At 37.2% G+C, this 15,054-nt stretch carries 12 protein-coding genes; 10 read left to right on the top strand and 2 right to left on the bottom strand.

Translation table 11 applies throughout. The annotated features are described in order from the left end of the window. From CER22_RS06610 to CER22_RS06590, 5 genes are all read left to right on the top strand, one after another. The coding region (locus tag CER22_RS06610; protein WP_142293432.1) for an LPXTG cell wall anchor domain-containing protein at positions 1-247 on the top strand (247 nt) is incomplete at its 5' end. Between the two features lie 764 nt (positions 248-1,011). Further along, positions 1,012-1,860, top strand: a complete 849-nt coding sequence (locus CER22_RS06605) for a hypothetical protein (RefSeq protein WP_088062365.1) — start codon at positions 1,012-1,014, stop codon at positions 1,858-1,860. 249 nt (positions 1,861-2,109) lie between these two features. Continuing rightward, on the top strand, positions 2,110-2,406 hold the full coding sequence (locus CER22_RS06600) for a protoporphyrinogen oxidase (protein WP_088062367.1): 297 nt from the start codon (positions 2,110-2,112) through the stop codon (positions 2,404-2,406). Positions 2,407-2,625: 219 nt separating this feature from the next. Then, a complete protein-coding gene (locus CER22_RS06595) occupies positions 2,626-3,102 on the top strand; it encodes a PH domain-containing protein (protein WP_001182715.1) in 477 nt (158 codons plus the stop codon). Continuing rightward, the gene (locus CER22_RS06590) at positions 3,095-4,513 is read left to right on the top strand and encodes a PH domain-containing protein (protein ID WP_088062369.1); all 1,419 of its coding nucleotides are present in this window, start codon (positions 3,095-3,097) and stop codon (positions 4,511-4,513) included. Before CER22_RS06595 ends, CER22_RS06590 begins: the two co-directional genes overlap by 8 nt. Positions 4,514-4,622: 109 nt before the next feature. On the opposite strand, the gene hmoB is transcribed toward CER22_RS06590, so the two are convergent. Continuing rightward, a complete protein-coding gene (gene hmoB, locus CER22_RS06585) occupies positions 4,623-5,126 on the bottom strand; it encodes a heme-degrading monooxygenase HmoB (RefSeq protein WP_000644084.1) in 504 nt (167 codons plus the stop codon). A 127-nt stretch (positions 5,127-5,253) separates the two neighbouring features. Between hmoB and CER22_RS06580 the strand changes: the two genes are divergently transcribed. The 4 genes from CER22_RS06580 to hemY all read left to right on the top strand — a co-directional run bounded on the left by CER22_RS06580 (position 5,254) and on the right by hemY (position 10,998). After that, positions 5,254-7,371, top strand: a complete 2,118-nt coding sequence (locus tag CER22_RS06580; protein WP_088608400.1) for a transglycosylase domain-containing protein — start codon at positions 5,254-5,256, stop codon at positions 7,369-7,371. A 189-nt stretch (positions 7,372-7,560) separates the two neighbouring features. Beyond that, the gene (gene hemE / locus CER22_RS06575; protein WP_088608399.1) at positions 7,561-8,607 is read left to right on the top strand and encodes a uroporphyrinogen decarboxylase; all 1,047 of its coding nucleotides are present in this window, start codon (positions 7,561-7,563) and stop codon (positions 8,605-8,607) included. A 14-nt stretch (positions 8,608-8,621) separates the two neighbouring features. After that, complete coding sequence (hemH, locus tag CER22_RS06570; RefSeq protein ID WP_088608398.1) at positions 8,622-9,557, top strand: ferrochelatase; 936 nt, start codon at positions 8,622-8,624, stop codon at positions 9,555-9,557. Between the two features lie 19 nt (positions 9,558-9,576). Further along, complete coding sequence (gene hemY, locus CER22_RS06565; protein ID WP_088062378.1) at positions 9,577-10,998, top strand: protoporphyrinogen oxidase; 1,422 nt, start codon at positions 9,577-9,579, stop codon at positions 10,996-10,998. 43 nt (positions 10,999-11,041) lie between these two features. Here hemY and CER22_RS06560 read toward each other — a convergent pair whose 3' ends face one another. After that, on the bottom strand, positions 11,042-12,394 hold the full coding sequence (locus CER22_RS06560; RefSeq protein ID WP_060489232.1) for a DUF4026 domain-containing protein: 1,353 nt from the start codon (positions 12,392-12,394) through the stop codon (positions 11,042-11,044). A 241-nt stretch (positions 12,395-12,635) separates the two neighbouring features. On the opposite strand from CER22_RS06560, the gene CER22_RS06555 reads away from it, so the two are divergent. Continuing rightward, on the top strand, positions 12,636-15,002 hold the full coding sequence (locus CER22_RS06555) for a DUF6359 domain-containing protein (protein ID WP_088062380.1): 2,367 nt from the start codon (positions 12,636-12,638) through the stop codon (positions 15,000-15,002). Positions 15,003-15,054: the final 52 nt, after the last annotated feature.

Here is a 15,054-nt window from a genome sequence, read left to right as displayed (position 1 = left end):
TCCAGAAAAACCAGAAACGACGGATCCAGAAAAACCAGAAACGACGGATCCAGAAAAACCAGAAACAACGGATCCAGAAAAACCAGAAACGACGGATCCAGAGAAACCAGAAACGACGGATCCAGAGAAGCCTGAAAAAGAATTACCGAAGACAGGACAGAAAATGCCTGTGGAACCATATATGGGAGCACTTCTTATTATGATGAGTTTTGGATTGCTCGTATTAGGTAGAAAACAGCAGAGATAATAAAAATGAAAAGGTATCCTCAAAGTATTGGAGGATACCTTTTTTATTTGGCATAAAAAACATTTAGCAAAAGAACTCGATGCAAATAGAAACAAAAAGGAAGAAAAAGTTCATCCTATTTTCTTAATATGGTTATATCAAAAATAGCTATATATATTTAATGTGAAAATAGAAGGTTAAAGGCCTTCGTAATGTTTGGGTGAAAAAAGAGTTATCTATGTAATTAATTTGAGTACTTTAAGAAAGAGGGCTTTTTCCTAAAGTATTCAAAGGATGATAGTCCAATAGCAGGTGGGAGATGAAACTCGTTTTAGCACTGTATTAACACCTTAAAATGTAGATAGGGGAAAATAATGTAAAGAAACTATTGTATGTTTAAAAATCATATGTTACATTTGTGTTACGAAACAATTACAAAACGTAACTTATGTTACGTTTTTGTTTTCTTTTGCTTTTCGATATATTACGATTTGAAGTTCATATCCAATCAACCGAGAATATGTAAAGTTAAAAAAATAGCAACCTAAAAAGAGTTTTTCTATGTGTATAAGAGTGTGTGTAGTAAAGAGTCTGGTGAGAGCTTTACGCACATTATTAAAATTCCTTTCTGTCTTAAAAGAAGAAAAACAAATACCAACTATTTAGGTGTTTTAAGTAATGATAGTAAATGAAATGTACAGTACATATTTACTTTCAGTCTAATTACTACACAGACTTTTATACATATGCTGTTATTGTTTTAGGAACACATAGGGGGAGAAAGAATGAGGAAGTTATTAACAGTAATTGGAATTACATGTTTAATGTTAGCTGGATGTAGTAATGGGAATTTTGAAAAAGAAATGGATGCAGGGAAGACCGCGTTAACGAATAAAGAATATAAAAATGCCTTATCATCATTTGAAAAAGCGCTAGATGAGAAACAAGACGATTCAGATGTAATGGTGCTTGTAGAACAAACGAAAATAATGATTGAAGCAGTGAAGTTAAAAGAAGAAACAAAGGTAGAAGAATCAATCAAGTCATTTGAAAAAGTAGAGAACATGAAGGATGGGAATAATACACTTATAAAGCAGGCAAAGGAAGAACGAACAGCATTACTAGCTGTGTTAGAACAAAAAAAGAAGTATAGTGAGCAATTGGCGAAAAGTGAAGAGTTAATAAGTAAGAAAAATTATGCACAAGCGAAAGAGATATTAAATAAGTTAGTTGCAGAAACAAAAGATAATAAGAACCTTGAAGAATATAATAAAAAAGCAGTAGGATTAGTTACTAAAATTAATGAAGAAGAAAAAAATGCAAAGAGTGAAGCAGCAGTGAAGGCACAAAAAACAAATGTAGTAACGAATCAAAAGGTAGCAACAGAAAAGAACGAAAAAACTGAGACAGGAAAGAATCAAAATGCATTTACTTTTGAAAAAGCTAAAGAATATATCAAAAATGAATATAAAGAAGAATATGATTACACGCTAGAAGATACACAAGTAGAAAATGGAAAGAAATATTATAAAATTAGAGTGCGTACGACATATAAAATAGAAGGCGCAGCTGGATCAGGATTTACTGGCGTATTCAAAGTATTCGAAGATGGTACGATTATTGAAATGCACTAAATCGATGAAAAAGGTATCCTCAAAGTATATGAGAGTACCTTTTTTAGCATAAAAAAAAGCATCTAGCAAAAGTACTAGATGCAAATAAAAACACAAGGGAAGACAAAATTCTTCCCGTTTCCCGTATGTAATTATATCAAAAAATATATAAAAAACTAGCTTTATTTTTATATAATTGATGTGTAAAGCTATGAAAGTATAAGATTACACTGTTTTCATAGTGTTTTATTGAAAAAAGGAGCTGCGTATATGATTAATTTTAAACCGGAAAATTTGAACCAACTACTAAAAGTAATGTTAATTAGTGCGAACAAGTCTTATGATGCGATTAAAGATTATGAATTTACGGGAGAAGTGGTAGTATTCCGTGTAGACTTCGAATATATTGACGTTTCTCTAATGATTGTAGATATGTTAGGAAGATCTGCTTCTAAATTTAACATTTTGCCATATGCCCGTCCGAATACGAATGAAATAGATTACATTCAGTTTCAAGTGTATTCGATTAATGAAGGGAATTTTAAAGAAGTAATGGATACGATGTAGAAAACTATAAAGTGAAACTTTAATCAGTGGGAGATTCATCCCCACTGATTATTAGTTGAACCAATCGGACGTTTACGGGCAGTTGATCGCCCACCTAACTTCTTTGCTCCAGCTGAAATTTTTTGGGAGTTTTACTGCCCGTTAACGTGGGGTAATTTTACAAATATGTATATACCAACTAATATATAATTAATAAATTCATATAATTGGAGTGATGAGATGCAGCCGTTAGAAAGGGAGATTCATTCTAATATGCTGAAAGTGTGGCGAATCCACGCTTTAATTGGAGCGGCAGTTATACTAGCAGTCGTAATTGCGTATTTCTTTTTTATGATCAATTTTAACTGGTGGGGCTGGTTGTTTGGTTTGCTAGTAACAGGCGCTATTACATTTATCCCGCTTGATTATTTTGTGTTTCCAAATTTACGTCAACGTTATTATAGTTACAGATTAAATGAAGAAGAGATTGAGATTCAAAAGGGAATGTTCGTTGTAAAACGCGTACTTATTCCGATGATGCGTGTGCAGCACGTAACGATTGAACAAGGCCCAATTATGAGAAAGTATAATTTAGCAGAATTACATATTTCAACAGCGGCAACTTCTCATAGTATTCCAGGCTTAACGAAGGAAGAAGCAGAGCAGCTGAAAAGACAAATTGGAGAACTTGCGAAAGTGAGTGATGAGGATGTATAAGAGGCAACATCCGATCACGATTTTATTAGGTATTCGAATTGCGGGTTTATTGCCTTTTATTTTACTTGTTTTATTTCGATCAGATGGTCAAGTGAAACCTTGGTATTTTTTTCATCTTGTTCTTTTGGCCATATTATTTATTATGGCAATTTTCTCAGCTATAAAATGGTATTTCAAAGTGTATTGGGTTGAAAATAATATTTTACATATTAAACACGGCGTTTTTGTGAAGAAAGAAAGTTACTTAAATAAAGAACGTGTGCAAAATATTAGTACGTCTTCTAACATCATTTATCAAGTGCTTGGACTGACGAAATTAAATATAGAAGTAGCAGGCGGTGGTAGTGAGCCGGAAGTGATGTTAGCTGGTATTAAAGAAGATGAAGCGAAGGAACTGATTGCTTTATTAAATAAAAAAAGAAGCGCTGCGAGTGAAGAAGTACCCATGGCAGAAGAAAATAAGACGATTTATCAGTTAACGATGAAAGAGATTTTAGCAGCTTCCATTACGTCTGGTAGATTCGGATTAGTGTTTTCAGGATTACTTCTTATTTACACAGAGTTTAATCAATTTCTTCCAAAATGGCTCATAAATAAAGTGGAAGCGTATGTGATGGATAACGGTGTATATGAATTAATCGTTATGGCCGCGATTTTAATGGCGGTTTCGTGGGTCGTTTCGACAGCTGGCTATGTGTTAAAATATGCGAACTTTAAAATAGAGCGAAACGGAAATGAAGTTCGCATCGTGCAAGGGTTATTTGATAAGAAAGAGTTTGTTTTAAAATTACACCGCATTCAAGCAATTACGGTGAAAGAAGGCATTCTTCGTCAGCCGTTCGGTTATTGCTCTGTCGAAGTGGAAGTCATTCAAAGTATAGAAGCAGCTGGAAATGAAGTTATGTTACATCCTTTTATGAAAAAGAAAGATGTCCAGCAGTTACTTACATATTTGCAGTTACCGTATGAAATGGAAGAGGAAATCGTTTATTTACCGAAGGCTGCATTACGTCGTTACGTAATAATGGGCTGGATTACAGGTGCTGTGCTCGCACTGCCGATCATCGGTACGAGTATATATTTCAAACAAAATATGGCGTTATTCACGCTAATACCACTATTTATCGCATTTACGTTACTTGCATACGCTCGGTATACAAGTGGCGGATATATGATACGAGACAATCAGTTAGTCATGGTATACCGTGGTCTTGCGAAATATACGGGGATCATGCGAAGAAGGCATGTTCAAGCGGTAGGATACAATCAGTCGCATTTTCAAAAGAAAGACGAGTTATGTACAGCTGCCGTATCAGTAGCGGGACATAAATATAAAGTGAAGCATATGCAAAAAGAAGACGCACTTCGCATATATAATTGGTATAAAGAAAAAGGAAACACCGGTGCGTAACGGTGTTTCCTTTTTTGTGTCGTGATTTGTCGATAAGTCGATATATTTCAAAAATCGCTGATATAATTTCATGTACCGCAGCCTTGGAGAAACCACAGTACAAAAATCCTTAAACTAACACATCAAAAGTAGTCACAAATGACGGACGAGAGAAGATACTTTTCTGCTGCTCTGCATGTGGATGCGCCTGAGCCTGAGCTTGTCCTTCCGCTTGTGCAGGGCGTTTTTTATGAGCGTTTTCGAATGAACGTGATTCTGTCCAGTCTTTAAAGTTTTGCTCCGTTTCCCACATCGTTAAGATGACATATGTATCGTTACTTAATGGGCGTAGAACACGAATTGCTTGGAAACCGGGTTCGTTTTCAATAAGGCCTGCTCGGTTTTTAAATCGGTTTTCAAATACTGGGCGACCTTCGTCTGTTACAGAAATGTTGTTACAAACGATATAGCCAGGTTGTCCTTTAAATTCTCCAACAGCGTCTAGTACGTCATATTGAAGCGCTGATTCTACTGATTCTTCTGTATTTTCTTTATAAAACATATCTTTTTCATTATTTTTTGCAGTGAAATGTGCTTGTTCTAGAGGTGTTTCGTATGAAATAATAGCCTTCATTTTAATGCCCCCTTAATGGTTTGTTTCTATTATATCAACTCTCTTAAAAAACTTCGAAGATTATATACATAAAGATACTTCTTTTTCAAATAATAAATGTACCATCATTTGGAAAGAAGGCCGATGTATGAAGAAAGTAAAGTGGACTTTATTAGGTGGATTCGCAACGCTAGTATTAGCGCTTGTACTTTATAAACTTATTGTGTTAGCTGGTGGCTATATGATGGATGAAAAGCAGCTCGTTTTCCACTCTTCATCACGTATCGTTGACCAGAAAGGGAAAGAGATTACGAAATTATATGTAGAAAATAGAGATCTCGTACCAGTCGAGCAAATTCCAAAGCATGTCCAGCAGGCGTTTATTGCGGTGGAAGATTCTCGTTTTTATGAGCATCAAGGAATTGATTATCCGTCTATATTCCGTGCTCTTTATAAAGATACATTAGCTGGAGAGAAGGTCGAAGGCGGTAGTACGATTACGCAGCAACTCGCTAAAAACGTTTTTTTAACTCGTGAAAAAACAGTTACGCGTAAATTGAAGGAAGTCGCAATTTCCCTTCAATTAGAGCAAAAATATACGAAGCAACAAATTCTTGAAATGTATATGAATCATATTTATTTTGGGCATGGGGCTTACGGTATTCAAGCAGCAGCAAAGTTGTATTTTAATAAAAATGTAGAAGATTTAACAGTAGAAGAGGGCGCAATGCTTGCAGGTCTTCTGAAGTCGCCAAACGGATATTCACCTTATTTCTCTCCAGAGAAGAGTAAGGAGCGCCGCGATCTCGTATTGTCACTTATGCATAAACAAGGCTATTTGACCGCTGAAGATAGTGTACGTTATCAAGGAAAGACAATTGCTTTATATAAAAACTTAGACGAGAATGAACTCGCATATATGCCGTATATTGATATGGTTATAGATGAAGCAGCTCGTTTATACGGATTGTCTCATCAAGAAGTACTGCGCGGAGGATATACGTTTGTCGTACCGATGGATGAAAAGATTCAAAAGGTAGCGTATAACCAGTTCCAAGATGCACGGAATTTCCCTGGGAAAGAAGAGGGGACGCAAGGTGCATTTTTATTAATGGATAATCGTACGGGCGGAATTAAGGCGGCGATTGGCGGAAGAAAGTACGTCCCGAGGGGCTTTAATCGTATTTTCGCAAAAAGACAGCCCGGTTCTGTGCTAAAACCACTTATCGTCTATGCACCAGCACTCGAAACGAAAAAGTATAATCCGTATTCTTTATTGACGAATGAAAGAAATTCATTTGAAGGCTATGAACCCCGAAATTATAACTATGCGTATTCGAAAGAAATGACGATGTACGATGCGATTTTAGAGTCAGCAAATGTGCCGGCAGTTTCTTTATTAAATGAGTTAGGGGTAGAAGAAGGAAAGCAATATTTAGAGAAAGGAAATGTTCATATTGCAGACGCAGGGTTAAGTACAGCGCTTGGCGGATTGAAAAATGGTGTTTCACCATTTGATCTTGTAAAAATGTATCGTGCGTTTTTAGCAAATGGTGCTATTATTGAGCCGCACGTTATTGATAAAGTGTTAAATAGACACGGTGCAGTTATTGGAGAATCGCCAAAAGTAGAAACGAAAATATTCTCGAAACAAACGGCGTGGTATATGACGAAAATGTTAGAAGGAGTTGTAAAGGAAGGGACAGCGAAAGCCGGTGTATATAGCGGGGCGTTAGCTGGGAAAACAGGTACAACTTCCTTGCCAAATGACGATAATGGAGCTAGAGATATGTGGTTCGTCGGCTATACACCAAATTTAGTAGGTGCTGTTTGGATTGGTTATGACCGTACGGATAAAGAGCATCAGTTGCAAGGAGAAAGTGCGTCAGCAACGAAATTGTTTAAGAAAATTTTAACGAAGGCAAATGTAGAACAGAAAGAGCAGTTTATGAAACCAGAAGGTGTGGAAACAATCGGTGCTCCGATTCGTTTGCGCAAGATTGAAGATGTGAAAATGAAATTAGCGTTCAGCCCTTTCGGTTTATTTAAAGCAAAATTAAGCTGGACACCACTTCCAGATGAAAGAATTATGTATCGTATTTATAGAGTGGAAAACGGAGTTCATACGCATGTAGGCACTGTAAATGGTGCCGGAGAATATGAGGAAAAGTTCGTTAACATCTTTTCAAAACCGAGTTTTTACGTTGTACCATATAACACACAAACGAAACGTGAAGGAGAAAAGTCAAAAGTAGCTAAACCATAGTTTTTCTCTGTGCTATAATAAGAATGTTGTGAAAATAGTAAGCGGTTTTACGAATGTTTGTGTCAATTTCATGAACAACGTACATAATGTTATGCATTTTGTTTTTACAAGCTGTATAGTAAAAAAAGATAAATATCGGAATAGAACGTATTTAGAGCAAAAGCATTGGCAAGGAAGGGAGCAAGGGTCTTGGTAAGAACTATAAATGAGACATTTTTAAAAGCATGTAGGGGGGAACGTACTGATTATGTACCAGCATGGTATATGCGTCAAGCAGGTCGTTCGCAGCCGGAATATAGAAAGATAAAAGAAAAGTATTCTTTATTTGAAATTACACACAATCCAGAGTTATGTGCTTACGTTACAAAGTTACCAGTTGATCAATATAACGTAGACGCAGCAATTCTGTATAAAGATATTATGTCACCACTACCTGCAATTGGTGTGGATGTAGAAATTAAATCAGGTATTGGCCCAGTTATTGATAATCCAATCCGTTCTTTACAAGACGTAGAAAAACTAGGGGAAATCAATCCAGAAGATGACGTACCGTACATATTAGATACGATTCGTTTATTAACGACAGAAATGTTAGACGTACCGTTAATCGGTTTTTCAGGAGCTCCATTTACATTAGCGAGCTATATGATTGAAGGCGGTCCATCTCGCAATTACCATAATACGAAAGCGTTCATGTATGCAGAGCCGAAAGCTTGGTTCGCTTTAATGGATAAGCTAGCAGATATGGTTATTACATATTTAAAAGCGCAAATTAACGCAGGAGCAAAAGCGGTTCAAATTTTCGATTCTTGGGTTGGAACAGTAAATGTAGCAGATTACCGCGTATTTATTAAACCAGCAATGGAGCGTATTTTTGCAGAAGTTCGCCCGATGGGTGTTCCAATGATTATGCACGGCGTAGGAGCTGCACACTTAGTAAATGAATGGCACGACTTACCACTTGATGTAGTAGGCTTAGATTGGCGCTTACCGATCGAAGAGGCACGCACGCGTGGTGTTCATAAGGCGGTACAAGGTAATATGGACCCGTCATTCTTACTTGCGCCATGGTCTGTTATTGAAGAACATGTAAAAGGTATTTTAGATCAAGGGATGAAGCAGCCAGGTTATATCTTTAACTTAGGACACGGTGTATTCCCAGAAGTAAATCCAGATACATTAAAACGTTTAACTACATTTATTCATGAATACTCTAAAGGGCAGTTAGCGAAGTAAAGGAGCATTGCTGTATGAAAAAGAAAATTGGTTTGCTTGTAATGGCATACGGAACGCCATATAAAGAAGAAGATATTGAACGTTACTATACACATATTCGTAGAGGAAGAAAGCCAAGTCCTGAAATGCTAGAAGATTTAACAGAGCGTTACCGTGCAATTGGTGGTATTTCTCCTTTAGCTACTATTACATTAGAGCAAGCTAAAAAGTTAGAACAGCGTTTAAATGAAGTACAAGATGAAGTAGAGTACCATATGTATCTTGGCTTAAAACATATCGAACCGTTCATTGAAGATGCAGTGAAAGATATGCATAACGACGGTATACAAGATGCAATCGCACTTGTTCTTGCGCCGCACTATTCTACATTTAGCGTGAAATCGTATGTAGGACGAGCACAAGAAGAAGCAGAGAAACTTGGAAACTTAACAATTCACGGCATTGATAGCTGGTATAAAGAACCGAAATTCATCCAGTACTGGGTTGATGCAGTGAAAGGTATATATAACGGTATGTCAGAAGCAGAGCGTGAAAAAGCAGTATTAATCGTATCTGCACATAGCTTACCAGAAAAAATTATCGCACTTGGCGATCCATATCCAGACCAATTAAATGAAACAGCTGACTATATCGCAAGAGGTGCTGAAGTAGCAAACTATGCAGTAGGTTGGCAAAGTGCAGGAAACACACCAGATCCTTGGATTGGTCCAGATGTACAAGATTTAACGAGAGAACTAAATGAAAAGTACGGTTATACTTCATTCGTATACGCACCAGTTGGATTTGTTGCGGAACATTTAGAAGTTTTATATGACAACGACTTTGAGTGTAAAGTTGTGACAGATGAAATTGGCGCGAAATATTATCGTCCAGAAATGCCAAATGCATCGGACGCATTTATTGATTGCTTAACAGATGTTGTATTAAAGAAAAAAGAATCTGTATTGTAAAAAGAAAGGGGGAGCATGCTTGAGGAAAAAAGTTGTAATCATCGGCGGTGGCATCACAGGATTAACAACAATGTATAACTTACAAAAAGATATTCATGACAAGAACTTGCCGATCGATACATTACTTATAGAAGCATCGGGTAAACTTGGCGGGAAAATTCAAACCGTTCGAAAAGATGGATTTACAATTGAACGCGGACCGGATTCTTTCTTAGCACGAAAAGAAAGTGCCTCTAGACTGGCGCGAGAATTAGGTCTTGGTGATGAACTTGTAAATAATAAGGCCGGTCAATCATTTATCCTCGTAAACAATCGGTTACATAAAATGCCGAGCGGATCGATGATGGGAATTCCAACGCAAATTACGCCGTTTCTATTTTCCAGGCTGTTCTCCCCAATTGGTAAACTAAGAGCTGGTTTTGATCTGTTAATGCCCAGGTCAAAGCCAGTATCTGACCAATCACTCGGGCAGTTTTTCAGACATCGCCTCGGCAACGAAGTGGTTGAAAATTTAATAGAACCATTACTATCGGGTATTTATGCAGGGGATATCGATGAAATGAGCTTAATGTCAACATTCCCGCAAATGTATCAAATTGAGCAGAAACATCGCAGTATTTCACTCGGTATGCGTACGCTTGCTCCGAAAAAAGAGAAATCTGAACCGAAAAAGGGAATCTTCCAAACAGTGAAAACAGGTTTAGAATCTATAGTAGAATCTCTCGAAGCAAAGATACATGAAGGTACGATAATAAAGGGAACTCGCATTGAAAAAGTTACAAAACTTGGTGATGCTTACACGATTACTCTTAGTAACGGAAAAGAAATAGAAGCGGACGCGGTCGTAGTGGCAAGCTCACATAAAGTATTGCCATCTATGTTCGCGCAGTACAAGCAGTTTCGTTTCTTCCGCAACATTCCGTCTACATCAGTTGCAAATGTGGCAATGGCTTTCCCGCAATCAGCCATTCAGCGCGATATTGACGGCACAGGGTTTGTCGTATCTCGAAATAGCGACTACACAATTACAGCATGTACGTGGACACATAAAAAATGGCCACATACAACGCCAGAAGGAAAAACGCTTCTTCGTTGTTACGTCGGTCGTGCTGGTGATGAAGCAGTTGTAGAACAAACAGAAGAGGAACTCGTTCAGCTCGTACTAGAAGACTTACGAAAGACGATGGATATTACAGAGGATCCTGAGTTTACAGTCGTAAGTCGCTGGAAAGAAGCGATGCCCCAATATACAGTAGGCCATAACGAGCGAATGAAGAAACTCACAACATTTATGGAAAAAGAGTTGCCAGGTATATACTTGGCAGGTAGTTCTTACGCTGGTTCTGGTCTTCCGGACTGTATTGATCAAGGTGAGAAAGCCGCAAAGCGTGTACTATCTCATTTGGAGAAAGTAATGGAGACGGAATTACTCGCACAATAAAATATAAGAAACGCCTTCAATCACATTGAAGGCGTTTTGTTACTTATTCACCAATAAACATATATAAGTTATTTGGCTTTATAACGGAATCTCCCGCATAAATAACCCATTCTGTTAAGTTTTCAAACTCTAACTGATAACTATTTCCCTCACTCATATCTTTTATAAAATATGGTTCATTAATGAGTATTCCTTGAATGAAATCTTCCGTAATGTTTTGCATTTCAAACCACATATGTTCACTTTTTCCTTCTTCGTAGGAAACACCAAACTTAGCGAGGAAACGAAAATCTTCATTTGATTGTTCAATGTGAAAAATATTGCTGAAATACCCGAAAGTATTCTTCGCATTGTAAGCCATACGATCGGTTTCACTATTTGTTTTATAGAACATGAGCCCTGTAGCTTCCTCGTGTTCTTTGAAAAAACTTTCAATATATTCTTCTGAAGTATTAAATTTGAATAAAAGAACGGACGGAGATTGATGGTATTCATCTCGGTCATCCATCCCGCCTAAGAATACGTTTTGTGCATCTATTGGTTGTAGTTTCACTTCTTCATCCTCGATTGAAGATAATTGATCCATACTCGTTTTATGCCCAATATAAGATAATCCCTTTTCCCACGGAACAGCTACTGTATGGATAGAACCTTGCTGACTATGCGCGATCACGATAGGCTCATTCATAGGGACTTGTCCATTCTCAACGGCATTATTAGCAAATGTTTGAAAGAGATCACCAATGCCGTAATAGGACGAAATGCGATTTGGAATAATTAATTCTATTTCTGTTACGCCTGCTCTTAAAAGGCCATGTGTATGAAACCAATATTGCGTAGGCTCACCTTCTTTATCGTCTTCATAAACAGAATGAATAACATACAAGTCAGGAATGTCAGGTAATAATTCATTTTCAACGTGATATTCAATATAGCTTCTAGATATCACTTTCATTGCGGCACTTGAATCGATCACAAATAACAAATCTGGAGCGAGGTGCCATAAAAACTGTAACTGCTGGAAAAAGCAGTCCAATACATCGCCTACAAATAGCGTACGAGTGAAAATTTCAGTTCCATAAGCAGCATCTTCAAAATGACGATCTACGATTGTAGAATCTTGTCTATTGTACATTTTATATTCTTCTGGGTTATTTGCCTCATCAATATGCAGCTCATACGGTATGATTGTTTCATCCATATGTAACTCAACAATAAGGCTTGTCTCATCACTAAAAACAATTTTTAACTCATCAACTTTAGTAGAGATAGTTTCTAGCCGCTGTTTTAACTGCTCAATTGTAATTCTAGTAGGTATAACGGCAATCATATCTGAAAAATGACGTTCTAATGTTCCATTCATAGCTGCGCGGTATGTTTCTGTTTGTACTTCCATCCAATCACTCCTATTCAAATGAATCCATTTTACATGCCAATGAACTTTCGATATTTTCTGTTTTCTCTCTCTAACATTATAGAGCGCATTCGTAGAAGGTGTAAAATTATTATTTTGTATTATAGTTTGAAAGCCTGTAAATTAAATAAATTTTTTGTAAAACTTGTCGAAATATCATTCTATATAACGAATCATTTGATATGATAGAAATGCTGAGAAAATATGAAATAGGGAGAGGAAAATGGCTGTGAAGAAATTGTTAAGTGTCTTTTTATCATTCATACTATTGCTTTCATTTACTGGAACTTTAGTACAAGCAGAAGAAACGACTTCTATGTCAGTAGAAAAAGCAATTCAAGTATTTAAACAGCAAGGGAAAACGAAGGGGATAGTGGAAGGGTATATCGTTGGATATACGCAAAGTCCTTCTAAATACACGAAAGATCCGGCTAAGTTTGATGATACAAACGTAGCAATTGCCGATTCGCCAAATGAAACGAATCCAGACAAAATCATGCCTGTTCAGTTGCCGAAAGGTGATGTGAGAGCGGCAGTAAACGTGAAAGATCATCCTGAAAATATCGGGAAGAAAGTTAGTTTAACAGGGACGCTTGAATTATATTTTAGTAGCCCAGGTTTAAAATCGGTAACGGCTCATAAGTTTCAAGGGGAAGGACAAAACCGTGTTAGCGATGTAGTAGCTTCGCCTGGTAGCGGAGAAGTTGCGAAGGGCACAGCGGTAACATTAACAACGAATACAGAAGGAGCAACAATCTACTATACGTTAGATGGCTCTAACCCTACAAACAAGAGTGTTCGTTATAACGGACAAATTGTAGTGAATGAAAATAGTGTGATTAAAGCAATTGCAGAGAAAGAAGGGCTTACTGCTTCAGCGATTTCAACATTTTCATTTACTATCGTAAACAATGAACAGGTTCGTATTCATGATATTCAAGGAAAATCACATATTTCTCCTTACAACGGGAAGAAAGTCTACAATGTGGAAGGCGTTGTAACAGCGCTTGATAAAAATGGTTTTTATATAGAAGATAATCAGCCGGATAATGATCCAGCTACTTCAGAAGGTATGTATGTGTACAAAAAGGATGCGAATGCAGCAGTAGGAGATCTTATTCAAGTTGATGGAGTAGTAGAAGAATATGTTGGACCTGGATATGCAGAAAGGTTTGACACAGACTTAACTACGACGGAAATTAAAGCGAGCCGTGTTGCTGTCATCGCAAACGATCAACCATTACCAGCACCGATTGTACTTGGAGAAAACGGTGTGAAAATCCCTGATCAAATTATCGATAATGATGCATTCGGTTTATTTGATCCAAATGAAGATGCAATCGATTTTTATGAAAGTATAGAAGGTATGCGCGTTACGATGCCAACGCCAAAAATTATTGCACCTCAGAAAAACGGAAATTTATATGTAACAGTAGAAAATGGCGGAAATAAAGTCGTAACGAAATATGGCACACCTTTATTAGATGAAAATCAATTAAACCCAGAGCGTCTTTCTGTAAAAGTACCTCGCGATTATGTAGCAAAAGTAGGAGATACTTTCACTGGAGATATAACAGGGGTAGTAGGATATGATTACGGTTCGTTCCGCATTGCGCCAATAACGGAATTACCATCTGTAGTGGACGGTGGATTTAAGCAAGTAGGGGCGAATATTCAGCCTCGTCTTGATAAGTTAACAGTTGCTACATATAACATTGAAAACTTTTCGGCGAATAAAAAAGAAACAACAGATGAAAAAGTAAAAGCGTTAGCGTATTCTATTAAATACAATTTAAAAATGCCAGATATTATCGGTGTAGAGGAAATGCAAGATAATAACGGAACGATTAATGACGGTACAACAGATGCTTCGTTAAGCGCAAAACGTATCATTGATGCAGTTCTAGAAATTCGCGGACCGAAGTATGAGTATGTAGAAATTGCTCCGAATAATAATCTAGACGGAGGAGCACCAGGAGCGAATATTCGCGTCGGTTTCTTCTACAACCCATCACGCGTGAAATTAGCAGCAGTACCGAAGTTACTTGATAAAAATGTCGTTCGTATTGGAGACGAAAATTCATTATTTGAAAGTACACGTAAACCGCTTGCAGCAGAATTTACGTTCCAAGGACAAAACGTTGTTGTCGTTGCAAATCACTTAAACTCAAAAATAGGAGATGCAACGCCATTTGGAAAAGTGCAGCCGCTCGTATTAAAGAGTGAAGAAAAACGAATTCAGTTAGCGCAAGAAGTAAATCACTTTGTACAAGGAATTCAGAAAAAGAACACGAATGCACCAGTTGTTGTGTTAGGGGATATGAACGATTTTGAGTTCGCTAAACCACTAAAAGCACTAGAAGGAACAAACTTAAAAAATATGTTAAACACAGTGCCGAAAGAGAACCGCTACACGTACATTCATGAAGGAAATGCACAAGTGTTAGATCATATTTTAGTAACAAACAACATCGCACCACACACAATTGTAGACCCAGTACACTTAAACTCAAACATTATGAAAGAACATGGACGTGTAAGTGACCACGACCCAGTACTTGCTCAAATTGATTTGAAGAAAGCTTCTTAAATTAGGGGAACGCTTAGGTAACTAAGCGTTCTTTTTTGTTTTTGTAGCGTCA

Source organism: Bacillus sp. K2I17 (assembly GCF_002209985.1).
GTDB lineage: Bacteria > Bacillota > Bacilli > Bacillales > Bacillaceae_G > Bacillus_A > Bacillus_A wiedmannii.
Note: the sequence above shows the minus strand (reverse complement) of the source record. Positions and strands in the feature narration are given on the sequence as shown.

Bases quoted from the DNA above. Each gene is read 5' to 3' on its own strand.
- CER22_RS06595 (WP_001182715.1), top strand. From the start codon at position 2,626: ATGCAGCCGTTAGAAAGGGAGATTCATTCTAATATGCTGAAAGTGTGG.
- CER22_RS06580 (WP_088608400.1), top strand. From the start codon at position 5,254: ATGAAGAAAGTAAAGTGGACTTTATTAGGTGGATTCGCAACGCTAGTA.
- CER22_RS06605 (WP_088062365.1), top strand. From the start codon at position 1,012: ATGAGGAAGTTATTAACAGTAATTGGAATTACATGTTTAATGTTAGCT.
- CER22_RS06600 (WP_088062367.1), top strand. From the start codon at position 2,110: ATGATTAATTTTAAACCGGAAAATTTGAACCAACTACTAAAAGTAATG.
- CER22_RS06590 (WP_088062369.1), top strand. From the start codon at position 3,095: ATGTATAAGAGGCAACATCCGATCACGATTTTATTAGGTATTCGAATT.
- hmoB (WP_000644084.1), bottom strand. From the start codon at position 5,126: ATGAAGGCTATTATTTCATACGAAACACCTCTAGAACAAGCACATTTC.
- CER22_RS06560 (WP_060489232.1), bottom strand. From the start codon at position 12,394: ATGGAAGTACAAACAGAAACATACCGCGCAGCTATGAATGGAACATTA.
- hemH (WP_088608398.1), top strand. From the start codon at position 8,622: ATGAAAAAGAAAATTGGTTTGCTTGTAATGGCATACGGAACGCCATAT.
- CER22_RS06555 (WP_088062380.1), top strand. From the start codon at position 12,636: ATGGCTGTGAAGAAATTGTTAAGTGTCTTTTTATCATTCATACTATTG.